At 70.9% G+C, this 23,240-nt stretch carries 25 protein-coding genes and 3 pseudogenes; 23 read left to right on the plus strand and 5 right to left on the minus strand.

Annotated features, from left to right (window positions below; translation table 11 throughout):
- Positions 1–33: 33 nt before the first annotated feature.
- The 13 genes and pseudogenes from ACYUED_RS43135 to ACYUED_RS43195 all read left to right on the plus strand — a co-directional run.
- Complete coding sequence (locus tag ACYUED_RS43135; RefSeq protein ID WP_491289838.1) at positions 34–1,014, plus strand: amino acid ABC transporter permease; 981 nt, start codon at positions 34–36, stop codon at positions 1,012–1,014.
- A complete protein-coding gene (locus ACYUED_RS43140; protein ID WP_491289839.1) occupies positions 1,011–1,808 on the plus strand; it encodes an amino acid ABC transporter ATP-binding protein in 798 nt (265 codons plus the stop codon). The genes ACYUED_RS43135 and ACYUED_RS43140 overlap by 4 nt, the downstream gene beginning before the upstream one ends.
- A gap of 65 nt (positions 1,809–1,873) precedes the next feature.
- Positions 1,874–2,899 carry an ABC transporter substrate-binding protein gene (locus ACYUED_RS43145; RefSeq protein WP_491289840.1) on the plus strand — a complete coding sequence of 342 codons (1,026 nt, stop codon included), beginning with the start codon at positions 1,874–1,876 and terminating at the stop codon, positions 2,897–2,899.
- Between the two features lie 89 nt (positions 2,900–2,988).
- Positions 2,989–3,714, plus strand: coding sequence for a GNAT family N-acetyltransferase (locus ACYUED_RS43150; RefSeq protein WP_491289841.1), 726 nt, complete (start codon positions 2,989–2,991; stop codon positions 3,712–3,714).
- Positions 3,715–3,773: 59 nt separating this feature from the next.
- Positions 3,774–3,860 (plus strand): putative leader peptide, encoded by an 87-nt coding sequence (locus tag ACYUED_RS43155; protein ID WP_366343657.1) that lies wholly within the window; start codon positions 3,774–3,776, stop codon positions 3,858–3,860.
- A 77-nt stretch (positions 3,861–3,937) separates the two neighbouring features.
- Positions 3,938–5,146: an LLM class flavin-dependent oxidoreductase gene (locus ACYUED_RS43160; protein ID WP_491289842.1), complete on the plus strand. Its 1,209-nt coding sequence runs from the start codon at positions 3,938–3,940 to the stop codon at positions 5,144–5,146.
- Between the two features lie 20 nt (positions 5,147–5,166).
- Positions 5,167–6,543, plus strand: coding sequence for an NtaA/DmoA family FMN-dependent monooxygenase (locus ACYUED_RS43165; protein ID WP_491289843.1), 1,377 nt, complete (start codon positions 5,167–5,169; stop codon positions 6,541–6,543).
- Positions 6,519–6,899 (plus strand): annotated as a pseudogene (locus ACYUED_RS43170) (LLM class flavin-dependent oxidoreductase); the annotation flags it as partial. The gene ACYUED_RS43165 and the pseudogene ACYUED_RS43170, both read left to right, overlap by 25 nt.
- Positions 6,892–8,040, plus strand: coding sequence for an LLM class flavin-dependent oxidoreductase (locus tag ACYUED_RS43175; protein ID WP_491289844.1), 1,149 nt, complete (start codon positions 6,892–6,894; stop codon positions 8,038–8,040). The pseudogene ACYUED_RS43170 and the gene ACYUED_RS43175, both read left to right, overlap by 8 nt.
- 278 nt (positions 8,041–8,318) lie before the next feature.
- A complete protein-coding gene (gene ssuE / locus ACYUED_RS43180) occupies positions 8,319–8,876 on the plus strand; it encodes an NADPH-dependent FMN reductase (RefSeq protein WP_491289845.1) in 558 nt (185 codons plus the stop codon).
- 378 nt (positions 8,877–9,254) lie between these two features.
- Positions 9,255–10,472 carry an acyl-CoA dehydrogenase family protein gene (locus ACYUED_RS43185; protein WP_491289846.1) on the plus strand — a complete coding sequence of 406 codons (1,218 nt, stop codon included), beginning with the start codon at positions 9,255–9,257 and terminating at the stop codon, positions 10,470–10,472.
- Between the two features lie 53 nt (positions 10,473–10,525).
- A pseudogene (locus ACYUED_RS43190) lies at positions 10,526–10,689 on the plus strand (Rrf2 family transcriptional regulator); the annotation flags it as partial.
- Between the two features lie 132 nt (positions 10,690–10,821).
- A pseudogene (locus ACYUED_RS43195) lies at positions 10,822–10,989 on the plus strand (O-acetyl-ADP-ribose deacetylase); the annotation flags it as partial.
- Between the two features lie 147 nt (positions 10,990–11,136).
- On the opposite strand, the gene ACYUED_RS43200 reads toward ACYUED_RS43195, so the two are convergent.
- Positions 11,137–11,550, minus strand: coding sequence for a DUF302 domain-containing protein (locus ACYUED_RS43200; protein WP_491289847.1), 414 nt, complete (start codon positions 11,548–11,550; stop codon positions 11,137–11,139).
- Positions 11,551–11,722: 172 nt separating this feature from the next.
- Here ACYUED_RS43200 and ACYUED_RS43205 point away from each other — a divergent pair, with 172 nt between their 5' ends.
- From ACYUED_RS43205 to ACYUED_RS43215, 3 genes are all read left to right on the plus strand, one after another.
- Positions 11,723–13,087, plus strand: a complete 1,365-nt coding sequence (locus ACYUED_RS43205) for an MBL fold metallo-hydrolase (protein ID WP_491289848.1) — start codon at positions 11,723–11,725, stop codon at positions 13,085–13,087.
- A 66-nt stretch (positions 13,088–13,153) separates the two neighbouring features.
- Entirely contained in the window at positions 13,154–13,540 is a 387-nt protein-coding gene (locus tag ACYUED_RS43210) for a rhodanese-like domain-containing protein (protein WP_491289849.1), read from the plus strand.
- On the plus strand, positions 13,537–14,283 hold the full coding sequence (locus ACYUED_RS43215) for a sulfite exporter TauE/SafE family protein (protein ID WP_491289850.1): 747 nt from the start codon (positions 13,537–13,539) through the stop codon (positions 14,281–14,283). The genes ACYUED_RS43210 and ACYUED_RS43215 overlap by 4 nt, the downstream gene beginning before the upstream one ends.
- Positions 14,284–14,301: 18 nt before the next feature.
- On the opposite strand, the gene ACYUED_RS43220 is transcribed toward ACYUED_RS43215, so the two are convergent.
- On the minus strand, positions 14,302–14,589 hold the full coding sequence (locus tag ACYUED_RS43220) for a metal-sensitive transcriptional regulator (RefSeq protein WP_491289851.1): 288 nt from the start codon (positions 14,587–14,589) through the stop codon (positions 14,302–14,304).
- A gap of 81 nt (positions 14,590–14,670) precedes the next feature.
- Here ACYUED_RS43220 and ACYUED_RS43225 point away from each other — a divergent pair, with 81 nt between their 5' ends.
- Positions 14,671–15,258, plus strand: coding sequence for a rhodanese-like domain-containing protein (locus tag ACYUED_RS43225; RefSeq protein ID WP_491289852.1), 588 nt, complete (start codon positions 14,671–14,673; stop codon positions 15,256–15,258).
- Positions 15,259–15,302: 44 nt separating this feature from the next.
- Here the strand turns inward: ACYUED_RS43225 and ACYUED_RS43230 are convergent, their stop codons facing one another.
- Entirely contained in the window at positions 15,303–15,674 is a 372-nt protein-coding gene (locus ACYUED_RS43230) for a thioredoxin family protein (protein ID WP_491289853.1), read from the minus strand.
- A gap of 378 nt (positions 15,675–16,052) precedes the next feature.
- Here ACYUED_RS43230 and ACYUED_RS43235 point away from each other — a divergent pair, with 378 nt between their 5' ends.
- The 4 genes from ACYUED_RS43235 to ACYUED_RS43250 all read left to right on the plus strand — a co-directional run bounded on the left by ACYUED_RS43235 (position 16,053) and on the right by ACYUED_RS43250 (position 20,388).
- Entirely contained in the window at positions 16,053–17,282 is a 1,230-nt protein-coding gene (locus tag ACYUED_RS43235) for a lactonase family protein (protein ID WP_491289854.1), read from the plus strand.
- Between the two features lie 629 nt (positions 17,283–17,911).
- Positions 17,912–18,904 (plus strand): CapA family protein, encoded by a 993-nt coding sequence (locus ACYUED_RS43240; RefSeq protein WP_491289855.1) that lies wholly within the window; start codon positions 17,912–17,914, stop codon positions 18,902–18,904.
- Positions 18,905–19,157: 253 nt separating this feature from the next.
- Positions 19,158–19,832, plus strand: coding sequence for a helix-turn-helix domain-containing protein (locus ACYUED_RS43245; RefSeq protein ID WP_491289856.1), 675 nt, complete (start codon positions 19,158–19,160; stop codon positions 19,830–19,832).
- 115 nt (positions 19,833–19,947) lie between these two features.
- Positions 19,948–20,388 (plus strand): pyridoxamine 5'-phosphate oxidase family protein, encoded by a 441-nt coding sequence (locus tag ACYUED_RS43250; RefSeq protein ID WP_491289857.1) that lies wholly within the window; start codon positions 19,948–19,950, stop codon positions 20,386–20,388.
- A gap of 153 nt (positions 20,389–20,541) precedes the next feature.
- Here the strand turns inward: ACYUED_RS43250 and ACYUED_RS43255 are convergent, their stop codons facing one another.
- Positions 20,542–20,712, minus strand: coding sequence for a hypothetical protein (locus ACYUED_RS43255; RefSeq protein WP_491289858.1), 171 nt, complete (start codon positions 20,710–20,712; stop codon positions 20,542–20,544).
- 43 nt (positions 20,713–20,755) lie between these two features.
- Complete coding sequence (locus ACYUED_RS43260) at positions 20,756–21,646, minus strand: universal stress protein (protein WP_491289859.1); 891 nt, start codon at positions 21,644–21,646, stop codon at positions 20,756–20,758.
- A 205-nt stretch (positions 21,647–21,851) separates the two neighbouring features.
- Between ACYUED_RS43260 and ACYUED_RS43265 the strand changes: the two genes are divergently transcribed.
- Together ACYUED_RS43265 and ACYUED_RS43270 are read left to right on the plus strand one after the other, a co-directional pair.
- Positions 21,852–22,574 carry a CBS domain-containing protein gene (locus ACYUED_RS43265; protein WP_491294706.1) on the plus strand — a complete coding sequence of 241 codons (723 nt, stop codon included), beginning with the start codon at positions 21,852–21,854 and terminating at the stop codon, positions 22,572–22,574.
- Positions 22,575–22,715: 141 nt separating this feature from the next.
- Positions 22,716–23,138 (plus strand): Hsp20/alpha crystallin family protein, encoded by a 423-nt coding sequence (locus ACYUED_RS43270; RefSeq protein WP_491289860.1) that lies wholly within the window; start codon positions 22,716–22,718, stop codon positions 23,136–23,138.
- The last annotated feature ends 102 nt before the right edge of the window (positions 23,139–23,240 follow it).

The following is a 23,240-nucleotide window of genomic DNA, read 5'->3' on the forward strand; positions in this document are numbered from 1 at the left end:
CTTCCGGGAGGTCCGACCCAGCCGGAGCCCACCATGAGTGAACCCCCTGGTGCCACCGTCGCCCTCGCCGAGCCGCCGATCACCGACGGTCCGTCAAAACCTTTCACTGCCCAGCGAGTTCTTCCGTTGCGACGGCCAGGCCGCTGGATCGTCACCGCGGTCGTACTCGTCCTGGTCGCCCAGTTCGTGCACGGACTGGTGACCAACCCCTTCTACCAGTGGGACCGCTGGAGCTACTGGTTCCTGCGCCCCACCATCCTCGACGGCCTGCTGATCACCCTCGAAGTCACCGCCTACAGTGCGGTGCTGGGCCTTGTCGGCGGCATCGTGCTCGCACTGGGCCGGCTCTCGAAGAGCCCGGTGCTGCGCGCGGTCAGCTGGACCTACGTCTGGGCGCTGCGCTCTATCCCGCTCATCGTGGTGCTGATCTTCCTCTACAACTTCAGTGCCCTGTACAAGACGGTGAGCGTCGGTATCCCCTTCGGGCCGGCCTTCTTCTCCTTCGACGAGTCGAGACTCGCCACCGACATGGTCGTCGCCGTCATCGGCCTCAGCCTCAACGAGGCGGCCTACGCGGCCGAGGTCGTACGCGGCGGCATCCTCTCCGTCGACCAGGGCCAGCACGAGGCTGCCGCCGCGCTCGGCCTGCCCAAGAGCTACCAGTTCCGCAGGATCGTCTTCCCGCAGGCGCTGCGCTCGATCATCCCGAACTACGTCAACCAGCTCATCGGCCTGATCAAGGGCACCTCACTGGTCTTCTACGTCTCCCTGCTCGACCTGTTCGGCTCCGCGCAGACCATGGGGTCCACCTACCCCGGCGACATCGTGCCGCTGCTGCTGGTCGTCACCGTCTGGTACCTGATCCTGACCAGCATCGTGTCCGTCGTGCAGTTCTACGTCGAGCGGCACTACGCCCGCGGTGCCACCCGCAGCCTGCCGCCGACGCCACTGCAGAAGCTCCGCACCGGTCTCTGCGACCTGCGGGCCCGCATCCGCCGGGAGGCCGCCGTATGACCGCCGAGACGCTCGAAGCCGTGGAGGACGTCGAGGCCGCCACCGTCGAGGTCCACGACGTGCACAAGTGGTACGGCACCCACCGGGTACTGGACGGCGTCGACCTGACCGTCCGCCCCGGCGAGGTCACCGTCATCCTGGGCCCCTCCGGCTCCGGCAAGTCCACCCTGCTGCGGGTCATCAACCACCTGGAGAAGCCCGAGATCGGTTACGTCAGCATCAACGGCGAGCTGATCGGCGTGAAGCGGCACGGCGACCGCCTGAAGGAGCTGAGCGAGTGGGCCATCCTCACCCAGCGCGGGCGGATCGGGTTCGTCTTCCAGAACTTCAACCTGTTCCCGCACCTGACCGTCCTGGACAACGTGGCCGCCGCCCCCGTCGCCACCGGAAAGCTTGGCAAGCCCGAGGCGCAGCAACTGGCCAAGGAACTCCTCGAACGCGTCGGCCTCGGCGAACGCGTCGGCGCCTACCCGCGGCAACTGTCCGGCGGCCAGCAACAGCGCGTCGCCATAGCCCGCGCCCTCGCCCTGCGCCCCGGCGTCATCCTCTTCGACGAGCCCACCTCCGCCCTCGACCCCGAACTGGTCGGCGAAGTCCTCGCTGTCATCAAGGACCTGGCCACCAGCGGCACAACACTCGTCATCGTCACCCACGAAATCGGCTTCGCCCGCGAGATCGCCGACCGGGTCGTCTTCCTCGACGGCGGAAAGATCATCGAGCAGGGCCCGCCCGCCGAGGTCCTCGACAAACCCCGGCACGAGCGGACCAGGGACTTCCTCAGCAAGGTCCTCTGACCTGCCGCATCCCCAAGACCTCCCCCCCACGCCACCCTCATCACCTCCAGCGACAAGGAACGGCCATGCCCACCCACTTCACCCGACGCAGCCTGATACGCGGCATCACCGCGGCGACCGCCGTCGCCTACCTCGCCACCGGGCTCGCCGCCTGCGGTGGCAACAGCGACGCGGCCACCACCACCGAAGCCGCCAAGTCCGGCGAGGTCGTCATCGGACGGGTCTCCAACGGCGCGGCAACCCAGACCACCATCAAGGTCTCCGAGGTCAAGTCCATCAGCGCCGAACTGCCCGCCGCCGTCAAGAAGAGCGGCACGCTGGAGATCGGCATCGGCGCCCTGCCCGCCGGGTTTCCCCCGCTGGCGTACGTCGGCGACGACCAGAAGACCCTCACCGGCTCCGAGCCCGACCTCGGCCGCCTGGTCGCCGCGGTCCTCGGTCTCAAGCCCGAGGTGAAGAACTCCACCTGGGAGAACCTCTTCGTCGGCATCGACAGCGGCAAGGTCGACGTGGCCTTCTCCAACGTCACCGACACCGAGGAGCGCAAGAAGAAGTACGAGTTCGCCTCCTACCGGCAGGACAACCTCGCCTTCATCGTGCCGAAGAAGAGCACCTGGAACTTCGACGGCGACTACGAGAACCTCGCCGGCAAGACGATCGCCGTCGGCTCCGGCACCAACCAGGAGAAGATCCTCCTGGAGTGGAAGGCCAAGCTGGCCAAGGAGGGCAAGAAGCTCACCGTCAAGTACTTCCAGGACAGCCCCAGCACCTTCCTCGCCCTGAACAGCGGCAAGATCGACGCCTCCTTCGGTCCCAACCCCGGCTTCGCCTACCACAACCGTCAGGTCGCCAACACGCCCAACGCCACCCGCACCGCGGGCACTTACTCCGGCGCGGGCGCGAGCCTCCAGGGCTTGATCGCGGCAACGGCGAAGAAGGACAGCGGACTCGCCAAGCCGCTCGCCGACGCCATCAACTACCTGATCAAGAACGGTCAGTACGCCGAGTGGCTCAAGGCGTACAACCTCTTTGACGAGGCCGTCGCCAAGCCCGAGGTCAACCCGCCGGGCCTGCCGCTCGACAACTCCTGACCACCGCGTGCCGGGGACTCCACCGCCGCCCCGCGATGGGGTCCCCGCCCGCCGGACACACCGAGCCGCACCCCGGAGACCGCCACACCATGTCCGTCACCACCCCCACCGCCAGCTCCTCGCACATCCTGGACAACCCTGCCTGGGCCGCGCTCACTGGCCCCCACGCCCACTTCGCCGAACGAATCGGCCACGCCGCCCGCTATCACCAGGACGTGGCTCCCTTCTACGCCGTCTCCGGCGAGGACGACCCGCGCGCCTGGGTCGACCTTGCCGCGCTCGTCGGCGCAGGCGGCACCGCCTCGGTGCAGGGCGTCACCGAGGCGCCGGAGGACTGGGAGGTCGTCGGCACCGGACACGGCGTCCAGCTCGTGGACACCGGCCTGCGCGCGCAGCCCGACCCCGAGGCCGTACGGCTCGGCCCCGACGACGTGCCCGAGATCCTCGACCTGGTCGCCCGCACCGAACCCGGCCCCTATCTGCCCCGCACCGTCGAGATGGGCACCTACCTGGGCATTCGCCATCGCGGCCGCCTGATCGCCCTGGCCGGCGAACGCCTCCATCCACCCGGCTGGACCGAGATCAGCGCCGTGTGCACCGACCCGGCGTACCGCGGCCGGGGTTTGGCCACCTGCCTGGTCCGCGCCGTCGCGGCCGGCATCAGGGAGCGCGGCGAGCGGCCCTTCCTGCACGCCAGGGCCGACAACGCGAACGCGATCCGGCTGTACGAGTCGATCGGGTTCACCCTGCGCCGCCGTACCGTCTTCTCGCTCGTCCGGCACACCGGAGCCGCCGCTCTGGAAGAAACGGCATAGCCGTGTCGTTGTCCTTGTCGAAGGTGAGTGCTTGGACCACTCGGACGGAGGTGCGGCACGTGACACGTGTACTCCGTGTCGTCCGCCTCCACTCCCGGCCCCATATCGACCTCCAGCGCGTGGCCGGCTCCCTCTGTAGCTCCTGACCCCGTTTGCCCAGCCGCCGCGCGCCCCGATTCCCGCGGGCCGGCGATCTCGTACGGACCTCCAGGAAGGCACCATCGTGTCCTCAACTCCCTCTTTCCACCTGCACCTTGCCGTCGCCCTTGAGGGCACCGGCTGGCACCCCGCCTCCTGGCGTGAGCCGGTCGCCCGCCCCCGGGACCTGTTCACCGCCGGCTACTGGGCCGATCTGGTCGCCGAGGCCGAGCGCGGCCTGCTCGACTTCGTCACCCTCGAGGAGGGACTCGGCCTGCAGTCCTCCCACTACGGCGAGTTGGACGGCCGCACCGACCAGGTCCGCGGCCGCCTCGACGCCGTACTGATCGCATCCCGCATCGCGCCGCTCACCCGGCACATCGGCCTGGTGCCGACCGTGATCGCCACCCACACGGAGCCCTTCCACATCTCCAAGGCGATCGCCACCCTCGACTACGTCAGCAACGGCCGAGCCGGCCTGCGCGTCCAGATCAGCGCCCGCCCGCACGAGGCCGACCACTTCGGCCGCCGTACCTTCCCGCCGATCAACCTGGCGGAACTCCAGAGCCCGGCCGGACAGGAGCGGCTCACCGACCACTTCGACGAGGCCGCCGACTACGTCGAGGTCGTCCGTCGCCTCTGGGACAGCTGGGAGGACGACGCCGAGATCCGGGACGCCGCCACCGGCCGCTTCGTAGACCGTGACAAGCTCCACTACATCGACTTCGAGGGAAAGCACTTCAGCGTCAAGGGCCCCTCCGTCACCCCGCGCCCGCCCCAGGGTCAGCCCCTGGTCACCGCCCTGGCCCACCAGACCGTCCCGTACCGGCTGGTCGCCCGCCAGGCCGACGTCGGCTACGTCACCCCGCACGACGCCGAGCAGGCGCGCGCGATCGTCGCCCAGATCCGCGCCGAGCAGGAGACGGCCGGACGCGCCGGTGAACTCGTGCACGTCTTCGGTGACTTGGTGGTCTTTCTGGACGACGACCAGGCCGCCGCGGAGGACCGCCGCGCCCGCCTCGACGCCCTCGCGGGAGAGCCGCACACCGGCGATGCCCGTGTCTTCGCCGGTACGCCGGCCCAACTGGCCGATCTGGTGCTGGGGTTGGCTGCGGAGGGGCTGAGCGGGTTCCGGTTGCGGCCCGCCGTCGCCGGACATGACCTCCCGGCCATCACCCGTGGGCTGGTCCCCGAACTCCAGCGTCGGGGCGCCTTTCGCACCGCCTACGAGGCCGACACCCTGCGCGGCCTGCTTGGCCTGGCCCGCCCCGCCAACCGCTACGCCACCGCCTGAGCCGGAAGGACCCCACCGACATGAGCAAGCCGCTGAAGCAGATCCATCTGGCCGCGCACTTCCCGGGCGTCAACAACACCACCGTATGGAGCGACCCGAAGGCCGGCAGCCACATCGAGTTCAGCTCCTTCGTCCACTTCGCGCAGACCGCCGAACGCGCCAAGTTCGACTTCTTGTTCCTCGCCGAGGGCCTCAGACTGCGCGAACAGGGCGGGAAGTTCTATGACTTGGACGTCGTCGGCCGCCCCGACACCTTCACCGTCCTCGCCGCGCTCGCAGCCGTCACCGAACACCTGGGCCTGACCGGCACCATCAACTCCACCTTCAACGAGCCCTACGAGGTCGCCCGCCAGTTCGCCAGCCTCGACCACCTCTCCGGCGGACGCGCCGCCTGGAACGTCGTCACCTCCTGGGACGCCTTCACCGGCGAGAACTTCCGCCGCGGCGGCTTCCTCCCGCAGGACGAGCGATACTCCCGCGCCAAGGAATTCCTGGCCACCACCCACGAACTCTTCGACTCCTGGCATGGCGACGAGATCATCGCCGACCAGGCCACGGGCGTCTTCCTCCGGGACGCGAAGGCCGGCTCCTTCGTGCACTCCGGGCAACACTTCGACATCCACGGCCAGTTCAACGTCCCCCGCTCCCCGCAGGGCCGCCCGGTCATCTTCCAGGCCGGCGACTCCGACGAGGGCCGCGAGTTCGCCGCCTCCAGCGCCGACGCCATCTTCAGCCGGTACGCCACCCTGGAGGGAGGCCAGGCCTTCTACACGGACGTCAAGAACCGCCTCGCCAAGTACGGCCGCCGTCACGACGAACTACTCATCCTGCCCGCCGGGAGCTTCGTCCTCGCCGACACGGACGAAGAGGCCGGGGAACTGGCCAAGGAGGTGCGCCGCCAGCAGGTCAGCGGGGCCACCGCGCTCAAGCACCTGGAGTTCGTCTGGAACCGGGACCTGTCCTCCTACGACCCCGAGGGCCCGCTGCCCGACATCGACCCGGACGTCAGCGCCGACCACATCTCCAAGGGCCGGGCCCAGGTCCGCATGTACCGTGACCCGCTGGCCACCGCCCGCGAGTGGCGTGAGCTGGCCACGGCCAACAACTGGTCGATCCGCGACCTGGTCATCGAGACGGGCAACCGCCAGAACTTCATCGGCTCCCCGGCGACCGTCGCCCGCACCATCAACGAGTACGTCCAGGCGGACGCGAGTGACGGCTTCATCCTCGTCCCGCACATCACCCCGACCGGCCTCGATGTCTTCGCCGACAAGGTCGTCCCGCTCCTACAGGAACAGGGCGTCTTCCGCACCGACTACGAGGGCCCGACCCTCCGCGACCACCTCGGGCTCGTCCACCCGGACGACCTGCGGGGCGAGGAGCGGGTGGCGTCGTGAAATTCCTCGCCATCACACTCGTCGTGCACCGCCCGGATCCCCTCACATTCAAGAAGGCGGGGCTGCCGGTCGTCTTCGAGACGCTGGAGGACTTCGTCGAGCGCAGCTCCGCGCTGATCGGCAGCCCGCAGCAGGTCATCGACAAGGTGCACCGCTACCACGAGCAGTTCGGGCACACCGTGCTCCACCTGCACGCCGACGCGAGCGGGCTGACGGCGTCCCAGCACCGTGCCTCCCTTGAGCTGTTCCAGTCCGAGGTCGCCCCCGTCCTGCGCCGCGAGATCCCGGACCCCCCGTTCGTATGGGGACCCGTGCTTCCGGCGCCACCGCTCACCCAGGAGTCCGTCCATGTCTGATGTTGCCCTCGGCGTTCTCGACCTGGTCCCGATCCCCTCCGGCTCGACGGCAGCCGATGCCCTGCGCCACTCCATCGACCTCGCACAGCAGGCCGAGCGCTTCGGATATGCCCGCTACTGGTTCGCCGAGCACCACCTCAATCCGGGCGTGGCCGGCACGTCACCCGCAGTCGTCCTGGCCCTGACCGCATCCGCCACCTCCACCATCCGGCTCGGTTCCGGGGCCGTGCAGCTCGGGCACCGCACGGCGCTGTCCACGGTGGAGGAGTTCGGCCTGCTCGACGCGCTGCACCCGGGCCGCTTCGATCTGGGCCTGGGCCGCTCGGGCGGCCGCCCGCCGGGACAGCCGGCCCCACCGTTGCCGACGGCGACCCCGGTCCTCGACGACCGCACCCCGAACGGCCTGTTGATCCCGCCCCGCTTCTCCTTCGAGCATCTGCTCGGGTCACCCCGCATCGCGCTGCAGCGCAGGCTGCTTCTGCTGCCGGGCGCCGAGTCACAGGACTACGCGGAGCAGATCGACGACATCCTCTCCCTGCTCGCCGGCACCTACCGTTCCCCGGAGGGCGTCGAGGCGCACGTCGTGCCGGGGGAGGGCGCCGATGTGGAGCTGTGGATCCTGGGCAGCAGCGGTGGTCAGAGCGCCGCTGTCGCGGGCCGCAACGGTCTGCGGTTCGCGGCGAACTACCACGTCAGCCCGGCCACGGTCCTGGAGGCGGTGGAGGGTTACCGGTCCTTCTTCCAGCCTTCCGAGTTCCTGGACAAGCCGTACGTCAGCGTCTCGGCGGACGTCGTCGTCGCCGAGGACGACGCCACCGCCCGCGCACTCGCCACCGGCTACGGCCCGTGGGTCCGCAGCATCCGCACCGCCGAGGGCGCCATCGAGTACCCGACGCCGGAGGAAGCGCGCGCCCACCCATGGACCGACGAGGACCAGGCCCTCGTCCAGGACCGCCTCGACACCCGGTTCGTCGGCTCGCCGGGCCGGGTGGCCGACCAGTTGGAACAACTCCAGGAGGCCACGGGCGCGGACGAGTTGCTCATCACGACGATCACACACGACCACACGGACCGAGTCCGTTCGTACGAACTACTCGCGGAGGAATGGCGCCGACGGGGGCACTCCTTCCAGTCGAGCTGATCTTCGGGAATCCCCACCGACCGGCTGCACGCGACGGCTCCCGTACGGGTCTGATCGGCACCCCTGAGTAGATCGCCGGGCGGCTCGTCGCCTACAAGCGGCTCGGCGTCGACCTCTTCCTCCTCGGCTTCCTGCACTACCTGGAGGAGGTCGACTACTTCGGCAAGGGGGTGATGCCCCTGGTGCGAGAACTGGAGGCACAGGAAGCCGCGTCCGAGCCGCCGCCGCCCACGCCTGACCGCGGCCCGCACACGAAACGACGAACGAAAGGTCCTCCCATGGCCACAGTCCTGTCCGTCTCCGGAAGCCCCTCCGCCACCTCCCGCACCGCTCGGCTGCTGCGCCACCTGGACGAGCGGCTCATAGCGCAGGGACACGAGGTCATCGCGCTGGACGCGCGTACCCTGCCTGCCGAGGCGCTACTCGGGGCCGACTTCTCTCACCCGGCGATCGTCCGGGCCACCGCCCTGTTCGAGCAGGCGGACGGGGTGGTGATCGGTACCCCCGTCTACAAGGCCGCCTACTCCGGACTGCTGAAGTCCCTGCTCGACCTGCTCCCGCAGTACGCCCTGGCGGGCAAGACGGTCCTCCCGCTGGCCACCGGCGGCACCACCGCCCACGTCCTGGCCATCGACTACGCCCTGCGCCCGGTGCTGGCCTCCATGGGCCCTGCGTACATCACGCCGGGCTGGTTCACGCTCGACAAGGACATCACGGTGGGCGAGGACGGCACGCTGACCGTCTCGCCGGGATCGGCCGAGGCTCTGGCGCAGGTAACGGACCAGTTCTCGGCCGCGCTGGGCGGCCGTACGACGCTGCTGGCGGCCGCCGGATGAGCGTCGCGCACGTCATCGCGGATGACGCCGAGGCCCTTGCCGGGGCCGCGGCGCCGGCCGCGGCGCGGCCGGCAGCCCCCGGGTCAGGACGATGACCACCCGGCCGCCCGTCACCGCGAACTCGCCATCCGGGAGCGCGAATCAGCCGGAAGACATCAGCTTTCATAGTTTTCCTATCGAATTACTAGGGAAACTGTTGACGGTGGTCGAAGAGGAGAGTGAGGATGATGAAGCCGACGCGTCACCGCGCACCGCTGCACTCCCACGCCGCCTCGCCGGGCACCGCGTCGTCCTCGGTCCCCTGAAGGAAGACGCCATGACCACAGCTCTGAGCTGTAGCGACAGCCGCAGCCGCATGAAGCGGGCGAGGATATGACGGTGACCGCAGGCGAGGTGACCGACGAGGGAGCTGGGCAGGCCGACTGGCTGCACATCGCCCGTGAGATGGCGGACGACCTGGCCACGGACGCGGTCGAGCGCGAACAGGCCGGCAAGGCACCGCTCGACGAGGTGGCGCGGCTGCGCGAGTCGGGACTGCTGACATTGCCGGCGCCGGCCGAACTCGGGGGAGGCGGTGGGGACTGGCGCACGGCCTACGCGGTCATCCGGACCGTCGCCGCGGCCGACGGGGCCATCGGCCACCTGCTGGGCAACCACTACTTCCTGTCCTGCAGCGCCCGGTTCTTCGCCGACCGCACCCGTGCCGCCTGCATCGAGCGGGAGTCGACGGCGGGGCAGTGGTGCTGGGGAGGCGGCATCGCCTCACATGAACCACCACTCATCCTGACCCCCACGTCGGGCGGCTATCTGCTCAACGGCTACCAGAGGTATGCCACCGGAGTCGGGATCGCCGACCGGCTGGTGGTTCGAGCCGCCAAGTACGGCACGGGTGAGCCGTTGGCCGTCCTGGTCGACCCCGCTCTCTCGGGCGTCGTGAGCGGCAGCAGCGGGGACGCCTTCGGCCAGCGGCTGGCGGCCGGTGGCGGCGTGGAGTTCGATTCCGTGCCGGTCGCGGCCGACGATGTGCTCGGCTCCCTCTCGGCGGACGAGGGCGTCCTGTCACCCTTCGCCTCTCTGGCCGCGCCGACCGCGCGTCTGGTCTCCGTCCAGTTCTGTCTTGGCGTGGCAGAGGGCCTGCTGGCCGAGGTTCGCGAGTGCGGAAGGGGCATGAGGTCCCCCTGGCAGCCCTTCTCGCCTCAGCCTTGGCCGGACAGCCCGCCGCAAGATCCGTACGCGCTGACCGTGTACGGCGAGCTCACCGTCGTCGCACGTGCCGCGTCCGCCCTGGCCGAGCAGGCGGTGGATGCCCTGGTGCGCGGCCTCGTAGAGGGCGAGGATCTCGACGACGAGGAGTGCGCGGAGATCGCCGTCCTCGCGAGCGTGGCCGAGTCAGCCTCCTCCCGGGCCGCGCAGGAGATCACCACCCGTGCCCTGGACGTCATCGGCGCCGACGCCGCCTCCGCGCGGCACGGCTTCGACCGCTTCTGGCGCAACGCCCGGACACACACCCTGCGCGAGCCGGTCGCCCACAGACTGCGCGAGGTGGGCGACTACTTCCTCAACGGCGCGCACCCACCCTTCGCCCTTCCAGCCTGACCGGGAGGTCGACCGGTGCGGGGGCCGACACGACAGCGATGGATAATCGCGGCATGCGGATGTCGGCGCGGGCGGACTATGCGGTGCGGGCGGCACTGGAGCTGGCCGCAGCAGGGAGCGAGGCCTCGCTCAAGGCCGAGGCGATCGCAGCGGCGCAGGCATCCCGCACAAGGTCCTGGAGGGCATCCTCGGCGACCTGCGCCGGGGCGGTCTTGTGGTGGTGTGGCAGTCGATGACGGTCGCGAGATACAGGAACCCGGCCCAGGTGTGAACGCAGGTGATATCGCTGACCAGTTTGCGCCCGGGAGCGTCAGCGGTAAAGCCACGGGCCGGCAGGTCGGGCGTGGCCGGCGCTGCGTTTCCGGCGATCTCCGCCGGCGTGTATCGGTGGCCGACGGGGGATGGGGCTCGTATCGCGGTGGAGACGGTGCGTGGCGTACCGACGGGCGTCGAAGAGGTACGGCTCGTTCTCTTCGATGACCGGGCGTACGAGGCCTTCGCCCGGCGATTCGGCTGATGGAAACCACGCAGCGATGGGCGCACGGTGGCCGCTGACCTGCGCGAATGACGGTCTGGGTCCCCCTGGCGCTCGCCCCTCGGCCAGGTTTGTGACATGGGGCCGCCCTCGCCCGCGACGCGAGTTCCGTGAGGGCTGCACCCCCGCTCAGCTCTTCGTGTCGGCTGTGGTGAGTGAGGCGAGGGCGGCGTCGAGGCGGCGGGTGGCCTCCTCGGCGACCGGGCGCAGGGCGTCGAGTTCGGTGAGGGCCACCATCGTGTTCGGGTCGAGGGCCTGGACGGTGGTGCGGTCGCCGTCGCGGCGGACGACGACGTTGCAGGGCAGCAGCAGGCCGATGGAGCGGTCGATGTCCAGGGCGCGGTGGGCCAGAGGAGGGTTGCAGGCGCCGAGGATGACGTAGTCCTCCATTTCCTCTGCGGCGCGGCCGAGCTTTGCCTTGAGGGTGGCGGTGACGTCGATCTCCGTGAGGATGCCGAAGCCCTGGGTGGCGAGAGCGCCGCGGACGCGCTCCACGGTCGTGGCGAAGTCGGTGTCGAGGTGCACGGTGCGGTCGTAGCGCATGGCGGTGGCCTTTCTCGTCGGTCGGCGCGGGGCGGGTGTCCAGCCGTTGTGTACGGGGTGCTCGGGAGGTGTGTCCGCGGCTTTCCCTGTCCTCGTAAATACCCCCGGGGGTACTCATGCTACCGTCGAAGATATACCCCCTGGGGTAAATCTTCACTGAAGGGAGTACTTCGTGTTCTTCGTCGACACGATCGAGGTGTCGGGGCTCGGCAATCGGAGCTATCTGGCGGGCGGTGAGCGGACGGCGGTCGCGGTCGACCCGCCGCGCGACCTCGACCGGGTGATCGCGGCGGCCTCCCGGCGTGGAGTGCGGATTTCCCACGTGGTGGAGACGCACGTGCACAACGACTACGTGACCGGCGGCCTGGAGCTTGCCCGGGTCACGGGCGCCGCCTACCTCGTGCCTGCGGGAGCCCGCGTCTCCTTCGAGCGCGTACCCGTACGCGACGGCGACCGAACAGAGATCGACAGCGAAGCCGGCCTGACCCTGCGCGCGCTGGCTACCCCCGGGCACACCCCGCACCACACGTCCTATGTGCTTGAGGAGGACAGCGCGGCGATCGCGGTGTTCACCGGCGGCTCGCTGCTGATCGGCACGGTCGGCCGCCCCGATCTGGTCGAGCCCCGGCTGACCGGACGGCTGGCCCGGGCCCAGCACGCCTCCGCGCACCGGCTGGCAGCCGAGCTGCCCGACGAGACGGCCGTGCTCCCCACCCACGGCTTCGGCAGCTTCTGCTCCTCCTCCCAGGCCGAGGGGGGCGACACCACCATCGGCAAGGAGAAGGTGTCCAACGAGGCCCTCACTCGGGACGTCGACACCTTCGTCGCCGACCTGCTGGCCGGCCTGGACGACGTGCCCGCCTACTACACGCACATGGGCCCGGCCAACGCTGCCGGACCCGCGCCCGTCGACCTGACCCCGCCGTCCGTCGCGGACGCCGACGAGATCGCCGCGCGGCTGGACGCGGGGGAGTGGGTGGTCGATCTGCGCAACCGGATCGCTTTCGCCGCCGGGCATGTCTCCGGGGCCTTCAACTTCGAGGCGGAGGGGCAGCTCGCCACCTATCTGGCCTGGCTGATCCCCTGGGGCAGGCCGGTCACCCTGCTCGCCGAGTCGCCCGAACAACTCGCCGCCGCACAGCGTGAGTTGGTGCGAGTGGGTATCGACCGCCCGGCCGCCGCGACCACGGGCGGGCCGACCGACTGGGTGCGCGCGGACGAGACACCGGCCGCCTTCCGCCGTGCGACGTTCGCCGATCTCGCGGGGCGTTCCCGGGATGGAGTCGTCGTCCTCGACGTGCGCCGGGCGTCCGAACGCACGGATGGATTCGTCGAGGGTTCGGTCCACATCCCGATCCACGCCCTGCCCCGCCGCCTCGACGAGGTACCCGAGGGCGAGGTCTGGGTGCACTGCGCGGGCGGCATGCGCGCCGCGATCGCCGCCTCCCTGCTGGACGCCGCCGGCCGGCACGTCGTCGCCGTGGACGACTCCTTCGACGCGGCCGAGAAGGCGGGACTCGCCCTCCGGACCCCCTGACGGCGCCGGACGCCGCAGAGGCCGGCCGAACTTCCCTGACGTGACGAACAGGAGCCAGACACCGAGATGAGCATCTTCCGACGGACCCGGGGCGGCCCGAGGCGCGTGAGCGTGCAGGAGGCAGCCATACGCACCGGGCACGGCAACGCCGAAGGCGGCGGTGATGCCGTGCTGCTCGACGTGCGCGAGCCCTACGAGTGGCAGGCGGGCCATGCGCCGCGCGCCGTGCACCTGTCCCTGTCCGCGCTGGCCGCCGGGGCAGGGTTGCCCGCCCATGCGCAGGCACGGCCCCTGATCGTGATCTGCCACTCCGGCAACCGCTCCCGACAGGCCGCCGAACTGCTCGTCGCACGTGGCTCGGAAGCCGCCGACGTGATCGGCGGGATGCGGGACTGGGCCAAGGCGGGGCTGCCGGTGGTTGACGCGCGCGGAAAGAACGGCACCGTCGCGTGAGCGCACTCGTACTCGCCCTGGCCGCCGGAGCGGTCATCGGCCTGGCGCTCGGCGCGCTCGGGGGCGGCGGCAGCGTGCTGGCCGTCCCGGCCCTGATCTACCTGCTCGGCTTCAGCCCCGTCGGGGCGACGACCGCGAGCCTGGTCATCGTCACGCTCACCTCGGTCACCGCGATGGTCGCGCACGCCGGCGACGGGCATGTGCGCTGGCGTACCGGGCTGCTGTTCGCGGCGGTCGGGATCGGCCCGGCGATGCTCGGCGGCGCGCTCGTCGCCCGTGTCCCGGCGGGCGAACTCACCGCCGCGTTCGGCGTGGTCGCGGGAGCGGCCGCCGTGCGCATGCTGCGCTCCCGGCCCGCCGCGGAAGGCGCTGTGACGGTACGGCCGGGGCGGGCGGCTGCGGCCGGCGCCGGCCTCGGCGCGGTCACCGGTGTCCTCGGTGTCGGCGGCGGCTTTCTCGCCGTACCGGCGCTGGTGGGTGTGCTGGGCATGCGGATGCGCAGCGCGGTGGGTACCAGCCTGCTGGTCATCACCGTCAACTCGCTGGCCGCGCTGACGATGCGGGCCGGCTCGGTCGAGGGGCTGGACTGGGCGGTCGTCGGCCCGTTCGTCGGGGCCGCGATCCTCGGTGCCTGGGACGGCAAGCGGCTGGCCGCGAAGGTCACCGGGCACTCGCTTCAACGGATCTTCGCCCTGGGGTTGCTGGCCGTGGCCGCCTTTATGCTCATCGACGCGGTGGTATGAGGTCGTGCCGGATGCGGATCAGGCCAGAGACAGGAACAGCTTTTCCAGACGGGCGCGCATCGCCTCCGGGTCCTCGCCGTTCTTGCGCCCTGACTCCATGTCGGTGATGCACTGCTGCAGGCCCGTCGCGATGATGGCGAAACCGGCACGGTCCAGTGCGCGCGATGCCGCGGCGAGCTGCGTGACGACATCCTCGCAGTCGCGTCCCTCCTCGATCATCCGGATCACCCCGGAGATCTGACCCTGTGCCCGGCGCAGCCGGTTCAGCACGGCCTTCAGGTTCGCACCTTCAAGCTCCAGTTCCACGATCACTCCTCCAAAAATACCCCTAGGGGTACTGTACGTCCCGGTTCGGGGCGGCGTCGACCATCAAGGATCACACCTGTCATGACCAACTTCCCGCCCCCTGTCACCCTCGGCACTGACCAGGCCCGCACGCGGCTGCACGAGCTGACCGTCATCGACGTGCGCACGCCCGCCGAGTACGCCTCCGGCCATCTGCCCGGTGCCCTGAACATCCCCCTGGATCACGTCCGGAGGGCGCTGCCGGAGATTCGGCACGCCGCCGAGCGCGGCGACGTCCTCGTCGTGTGCGCCTCGGGCGCCCGTTCGGAGAACGCCTGCAAGTTGCTGGCCGAGCAGGGCATCACCACGGCGACCCTCGCCGGCGGCACCGGCGCCTGGGCTGCCGCGGGGCACGGCCTGCACACCCCGGCCGCCTGCGACACCCGTTCCGGCTGGAGCATGGAACGACAGGTGCGCTTCACCGCCGGCAGCCTGGTTCTTCTCGGCCTCGTTCTGGGCCTGCTCGTGCATCCGGGCCTCCTGCTGATCTCGGCCGGCATCGCGGGCGGCCTGGTCTTCTCGGCTCTCACCGACACCTGCGGCATGGCGGTCATGCTCGGCAAGCTGCCGCACAACCGCCCGCGCGCAGCCGACTTCGACGCCGTACTCGCTGCTCTTCGCACCCACTGAACCCGACGTTCCAGGGCGCCTTTCCTGCTTGAAGGGCGCCCTGGTCAGTTCGCTGTCGCCGATCCCGTGGCGGCAGTCCGGCGCACGTCCTCCATGTCAACGGCCCGGATCTTGCCGATGAGCTCCTCCAGGGCCTGCGGTGGCAGCGCGCCGGGCTGCGAGTACAGGACGGTCCGGTCGCGGACGGCCATCAGGGTGGGGATGGACGAGATCTGGAAGGCGCCGGCGAGTTCGGGCTGTGCCTCGGTGTCGACCTTGCCGAAGACGATGTCCGGGTGGCGCTCGGCCGCCTTCTCGTAGACGGGGCCGAACGTCCGGCACGGTCCGCACCAGGCGGCCCAGAAGTCGATCAGCAGGATCGCGGAGCCGGTGACGGTCTCCTCGAAGTTGTCCTTGGTCAGTTCGACGGTCGACATGGGGTTCCCTCCACTCCATCCCACATACCCGGTGGGGTATATTGGTCTGCTCGGTTCAACCGGTGCCGGCCCGGGTTTGTTCCACACAGACTGGCGGCAGCGGGAACCCGCGCATGCGCTCGACGTCGGCCGACAGTCCGATGAGGCCGTCGTCGAGCCGGTCGGGACGAGCGGCCAGTACCTCGCGGGCGCGGGCGACTTGACCGGCCCCTCCTCCCACACCGGTCCCCTGGCCAGGTCCTGTCCTCGGACGCCGTCGAAAGTTCTTACGGGACTCTGACGCGCAGGGAAAGCCGACCAACTGCCTGCGCCTCTGGAGCAACTCTGGCCCCGCACCCGCCGATTCCGCGGCGGTGGCGAAGGCGGGAGGAGCAGAGCATGAGCAGGCACACCAGGCGCAGGTCGCCGCGGCACAGGCGGATGATGGTGGCCGGTGCCTCGGTCGTCACGGTCGTGGGCGCCGTCGCGACGGTGACCGTCGCCTCGGCCGGGGAGCCGGGGCATCGCAGCGGGGTGTCGCTGAAGTCCGCCCCCAGCGGATTAGGCGCCGACCACGCCGTCTTCGTCCAGGGCAACGAACTCGACGGCAACACCATCCACGTCTTCAAGCGCGGCGACGACGGCACACTGACCGCGGCCGGGCGGTACACGACCGGCGGCAAGGGCGGCGACCAGGTCGACGCGCCCACCGACTCCCTCGCCTCCCAGGGGTCCCTCGTCTACGACGACCGATCCCACCTGCTGATGGCGGTCAACGCGGGCAGCGGCACCATCACCAGCTTCCAGGTCCAGGGGCAGAAGCTGACCCACCGTCAGGTGGTGGCCTCCGGCGGGGACTTCCCGTCGTCGATCGCGGTGCACGGCAAGCTCGCCTACGTCATGAACGCGGGGGGCAAGGGCAGCATCCAGGGCTTCCGAATCACCTCCGCCGGTCTGAGGCCCCTGTCCCACTCGAACCGCTCCCTGGGCCTGGACAACATGAAGGTGCCGCTGTTCAGCAGCTCTCCCGGACAGGTCGCGTTCACCCCGGACGGGCGGGCGCTGGTGGTCACCACGAAGTCCGCGAACACCGTCGAGGTCTTCCCCGTGTGGGCCGACGGACGTGCCACGACGCAGCCGGTGGTCAACAAGTCGGCCGGTGAGGTGCCGTTCGCGATCACCTTCGACAAGGCCGGCCGGATGCTCGTGGCCGAAGCCAAGAACTCGACGGTCACCACCTACAAGGTGCGTTCCGACGGACGCCTGAAGATCCTCCGGAACCCCCTGACCAACGGTCAGGACACGCTGTGCTGGCTGGAGCGCGCCGGCTCCTTCTTCTACGGCGGCAACACCGGCAACTCCACCGTCACCGGCTACCGCACCGACCGGCACGGCCGCCTGTCCCTCACCAACGGCGTCGGCATCGCAACCCCGCCGTCCGCCACGTCCCAGGGCGTCATCGACCTGGCGGTGACACCCGACGAGAAGTTCCTGTACGTACAGAACGCCACGTCCGGCACCGTCGACGGCTTCCGCATCGGCCGCGACGGCTCCCTCACCAAGGTCACCACCGCCACCGGACTGCCCGCCTTCGCCGAATCCGGCATGGAGGGCATCACCGCGGCATAACGAAGCGGCCGCCGCGGAGCCGCGCCCCGGAGGATGCACCTCCGGGGCGCGAGGTCGTTTCGCTCCATGTCCGCCTGCCGAAGGACCGAGAGCGGCCGAGGGACGGCCCGGCGTTCCCAGGCCGACGCTGCCGCGGCCACTCCGCCGGTCCCTGGACGACGAGGCCGGTCTCCTGGAGGCTCGCCGCACACTCCGCTACGATCCCGTGCGCGTCGGCTCGGCCATGGTCATGCCGATCGGCTGCCCGGATCCGCCGCCACTCCGGGTGGCTGTTGATCGAGGTTCGCCAGGAGATCGGCCCGGCCGCCGAACCGCATCCCGGCCGCCCGCCACCAGCTCCGCCAGGGGGCCGATTGATCCCTGCCGCACACTGCCCGCTCCCCGGAATGTCGGCCTCCTCCATGTGACCCGACGGCACTGCCGTCGGATACCAGCGGTGCCGTCGAGGGGGGCCGACCGCCCCTTGCCGCGGTCCCTTCGGCCCTCCCGCCCATCGCCTGTGAGGGCGACACTCAGAAGGTGTGGCGTCCGGGTCGATCGGACCCGGGCGCGCCGGGCGAGCGGACGGGAAGTCGGATCCTGTCGTCCCGGAGCCTGTGGTCGGGCAGAGTGAGTGGAGGCGAGAGACCATGGCCGTCACGATCGCCCTGGCAGGGGACGCCATGCTGGGCCGCGGGGTCGCCGAGGCGCTGGCGCACCGGAAGCCGCACCCCCTGTTCACCGCCGCCGTGCGAAGGGCCGCCGGAGCCGCTGACCTCTTCCTGCTCAACCTCGAATGCTCGATCTCCGACCGGGGCACCCCCGTCGACCTGCCGGGCAAGGCGTTCTTCTTCCGTGCCCCGCCCCGTGCCGCCGGCGTGTTGGCCGACCTCGGCGTGGACGCCGTGTCCCTGGCCAACAACCACGCCCTCGACCACGGCCCCGAGGCGCTCCTGGACACCCGTATCCATCTGGCCCGCGCGGGCATCCGCGCGGCCGGGGCCGGGGCCACGCCCGAGGAATCCCGAGCGTCGCTGGTCCTGGAGGCCGGCGGGCTGCGCATCGGGTTCGTCGCGGTCACCGACCATCCCGCCGCGTTCGCCGCCGCGGACGGCAGGCCCGGTGTGGCGTACGCCGACCTGTGGGACGAGAGCGTGCCCGACTGGCTCACCGACACGATCCGCAGGCTGGCCGGCACCACCGACATCGTGCTGGTCAGCGTCCACTGGGGGCCCAACATGACCGCCCGCCCGGTCCAGCACGTCCGCCGCGCCGCCCCCGCCCTCACCGACGCCGGGGCCGATCTGGTCTTCGGCCACTCCGCACACGTCTTCCACGGCTTCACCCGCAACGTCCTGTACGACCTGGGAGACCTCATCGACGACTATGCCGTCCACCCGGCCCTGCGCAACGACCTGGGCCTGCTGTGGCTGGTCACCCTGGACGAGCACGGCCCTGTGCGCACCGAGGCGGTGCCGATCGCCCTGGACTACTGCCACACCCGCCTCGTCGACCGGGCCGAGTACGCGTGGACCGCGGACCGGCTGATCCGCGTCTGCGCCGAGATGGGCACGGACGTCACCGACGAGGGCGACCGGCTGGCCGTCGACTGGCCCCGCGGCCCCCTGGCCCGCGCGAGCTGACCGCGCAGCAGCGGCAGACCGCCGCAGTCGATGAAGGTCACAGGGCGCAGGTCCGTCACCGACGCGTGGCGGTGCCGCGCTTCACCATGGCCGGCCTTCGCGACAAGCGTAGGGGCAGGCGCCGGGTTCCGTCCGGCCGTGCAGGCAGGGCCGACCGGCCCAAGCGCCCCGCTGCACACCCGGACAAGCTGAACCTACGGGGCAATCCCGGCACCGGGCTCGCGCCCGGTCGGACGAGAGGAAGTGACGGGCCATGGCGGAATCGGCACCGTCCCGAGCGGCGGAAGACCATGCGCTGGGCGATCTCGGCCGTCGTCTCGCCGCGCGACGCACGGAACTCGGACTGACCAGGGCGCAGACGGCCTCGCGGGCCGGTATGGCGCCCGGCTACCTCGAGTACCTGGAGGAGCACCCTGGTGCCGCGCCGGGGTCGGGCGCTCTGCTGCGGCTGGCCGAGGTACTGGAGACCACCGTGCGGGACCTCACCGGCGGTGACACCGACCTGCCGCCCGGGCTGGGGCAGCCCGCCCGCACCGCCCGCCTCACCGAGCTGAGTGTCCCGGAGTGCCGGGCCCTGCTCGCCACGCACGGAGTCGGGCGGATCGCGGTGCCCACCGCCTCCGGACCCGTCGTCGTGCCCCTGAACTACAGCGTTGTCGACGGCGCGCTCGTCTTCAGAACCGAGATCGGAAGCACGCCCTTCCAGGCGTCGGGCTGCCAGGTCGCCTTCGAGGTCGACCGCATCGACGACGCCTTCAGCCGGGGCTGGAGCGTGCTGGTGTGCGGCCATGCCCGCACCGTGACGGAGCCCGACGAGGCACGCCGGCTCACCGAGCGGGCCCGCAGCGCGCCCTGGGCCGGCGGGCACCGTGACGTATGGGTGCGCGTGGACCCCCTGGTGATCACGGGACGCCGCATCACCGTGTGAGGCGGGACGTTCTCCGGCGGACCGGGGCCGAAGGGCCCTCACCTCGGACCCTGCCCCGCCGGAGGATGAACGAGGACGCTCCAGCGGTGTACCCAGGTGAGAGATGGACTGGCCCATGTATCCGAACGACGGTTTCCGGGAACTCGACCGGCAGGAGTGCCTGCGGCTTCTGACGAAGGTGCCCGTCGGCCGAATCGTCCACACGCGCCACGCCCTGCCGGCCGTGCTGCCCGTCAACTTCGTCCTGGACGGCGACGGATCGGTGGTTCTGCGTACCTCGGCGGCCTCGGAGCTGGTCAGCGCCGTCGACGGCGCGGTTGTCGCCTTCGAGGCCGACGAGGTCGACGCGGTGAACCACGCGGGATGGAGCGTCGTCGTCACCGGTTCCGCCACCGTCGTGACCGACCCCGACGAGCACGAACGCCTGATGCGGACCGGACCACGCTCCTGGGTGCCCTCGCCGGTGGAGGTCTTCGTCCGCGTCGAGCCCGAACTCGTCACCGGCCGCGAACTCGTGGGCGGGCAGAGCCCGTACGGGCTGGAGCTGAGGCACTGAACCCAGGCTCGGATACGACCGCAGGGCGTTCACCGGCCCCCTCTTCGCGGCGAATTCATGGGGCTGGCGGCGTGACGCCGGTCAGGCGGCGCGCCTGGAGCCGGGATCTGGAAGTCCACCACGAAGTGGTCCGCGGCCGCCCGGCGCGGGTCTTCAGTCCTCGGGCACCATGTCGATCGCTCCGCTCGGGCACTCGGCGCTCGAACATGCCCGACAGACAGCCGAACCCGATGTCGACGGTGCCATGAACGCCGCCACCGACAGCAACTCGGCGGCCGTGACGGCGCCCTGGCCGCCGCGGCCGTGGATGCGAACCTGGAACACGGCACCTTCCCTTCCGAAACGGAGCTCTGTGCCCGTCAAGGCTTCAGTCGTGCGGGACGATGGCGACCGGGCAGCGGACGTGGTGCATCGCCGCGTGGGCGACGGGCCCGGTGTGCGCGCCCAGCCGGGCGGGACGGACCCTGCGGCCCACGACCAGCAGGCCGGCGTCCCGCGTGGCGTGCAGCAGCAGCTGCGCCGGGCGCTCGCTCTCCACCAGCGTCCGGACCTCCACCGTCGGGAACTTCTCCCGCCACGGCTGGAGCGCGCCGGCCAGCCCCTGCTCGGCGGTCCGCAGCGCGGTGAGGCTCATCGTGGCCGCCGTCGCGGGCGGGGCGTACGGAATGTGCCATGCGTGGGCCACCAGCAGCGGCGCGGAACGCAGCGCCGCGCTCTCGAAGGCGAAGGCGAGCACTTCCTCGCACGGCTGGGCGATGTCCACACCGACGACCACGTCGCGGTAGGGGGTGTGCTGCGAGGGTCGGCCCGCCGAGCCGGGCAGATGATCGTCCTCGGCGGTGCGGTCGGCCCGCACGAGCACGACGGGCCGCGTCGTCCGGGCCACCGTCGCGAGCGCCACCGAACCGGCCATGAATCCGCCGAATCCGCTCAACGCCCGGCTGCCCAGGACCAGCAGTTCGGCCTCGGCGCTCGCCTCGACCAGCGCGTCCGGCGCGGGCCGCGCGATCTGTTCGGCACTCAGATACACCTGCGGGTGGCGTTCGTTGAGCTGGTCCATGGCTCCGCGCAGGATCCGCCGGGCCCAGTAGCGCGGCGCCTCGAGCTCGGGCAGCTGCGAGGCGTCGGGGGGCAGCCCCTCCCACGCGTGCACCAGGCGCAGCGGCAGGCCGCGCCGCAACGCCTCCCCGGCCGCCCACTCGGCGGCGGCGAGGCTCTCACGAGAACCGTCCAGGCCTACGACAACGGGGCGAAGCACGGCCACCACCTCCCCGGATCGTCGCCCGCCCATCGCGGCGGGCCTCCTTACCACCAGCGTCCTGGCCCGCGGTGCCACAGGGCAGGGGCTGCGTGGCCTCGGCAACGGGCCGAACGGCCCCTGTCGTGAGCCGGTGCGTGGCCGACGCTGAAGGGTGTAGGGCGACGTGAGTACGCCGCGTGACACGAGCACCCAGGAGGACGCCATGCACGGCACTCCGCACATCGTCAGCGATGTGATGACCCGTACCGTCGTCGCCCTCGGCCGCGGAGCGACGTTCAAGGAGATCGTGAAGACCATGCAGCAGTGGAGGGTCAGCGCCATGCCCGTGGTGGAGGGCGGGACGCGGGTCGTCGGGGTCGTCTCCGAGGCCGATCTGCTCCCCAAGGAGGAGTTCCGCGACGGAGACCCGGACCGGCGCACCCAACTGCGCCGCCTGGCCGACCTGGTCAAGGCCGGTGCCGTGACCGCCGAGGAGCTGATGAGCGCGCCGGCCATCACCGTGCCGGCGGACGCCACTCTCGCCCAGGCCGCCCGGATCATGGCCCTGAAGAAGGTGAAACGGCTGCCCGTGGTCGACGACCAGGGCACGCTGCTGGGCATCGTGAGCAGGGCCGACCTGCTCAAGGTGTTCCTGCGCGACGACGAGGACATCGCCGAGGAGGTGCGGCGCGCGGTCGTCGCCCAGCTGTTCCCGGCCCAGACCGAATCGATCCGGGTCGAGGCGCGCGAGGGCGTCGTGAAGCTCACCGGAAGAATCGCGGACACCGCCCTCGTGCCCGTCGCGGCACGGCTGGTACGGGCCGTCGAGGGCGTCGTCGACGTGGACTGCGCGCTCATGGGGCCCCGTCGGCGTCCGGTGCTCGACCCGGACCTGCCGGCCTCCGGGACCGCGGCACCGCCGTCGGGAGTCGCGGGCAAGACATGAGCCGGTGCCTCAACCGCGGAACGCCCGGGGCGTTGGGGCGCCAGGGCCGACCGGGTCCGGTACGGGTCCGCTCGGCCCACGCGTGCCCCGCCCCGGCCGCGGGACGCTGGAAGTGGCGAAGAAGAAGAGGAGGAGGGAGACATGACCAGCATGATCGAGCGGCTGCCGGGCTGGCCGACCCTGCCCGACCTGTTCGGCTGGGTCGAGTCCGGTATCCCCGGGGCGCACACGGTCCCCGGACTGCACGGCATTCGCATCGAGGAGTTCCTGGCGGACGAGAAGTACGTGCTCCGGGCCGAACTCCCGGGCATCGACCCCGCCAAGGACGTCGAGATCACTGTCACTGAAGGCGTTCTGACCCTGCGGGCGGAGCGCAGTGAGGAGACGACACAGAAGCACCGCACGGAGTTCCACTACGGCACCTTCGCCCGCTCCGTCCGGCTGCCGGCCGGGGCCAGGGGCGACGAGGCCACTGCCGACTACAAGGACGGTGTCCTCACCGTCACGATCCCGGTGCCCGAGACGAAGACGGGCACGAGGACCATCCCGGTGCGGCAAGGCTGAGTGCAGGTGGACGCTCGGCGGCAACCGCTGTGCGCGGCCGGTACGCCGGTCGCGCACACGCCTGCCCGGGCCGGGCACGTGACAGGGCGCACGCCTGCCCGG

It is taken from the genome of Streptomyces sp. DF42, assembly GCF_058267695.1.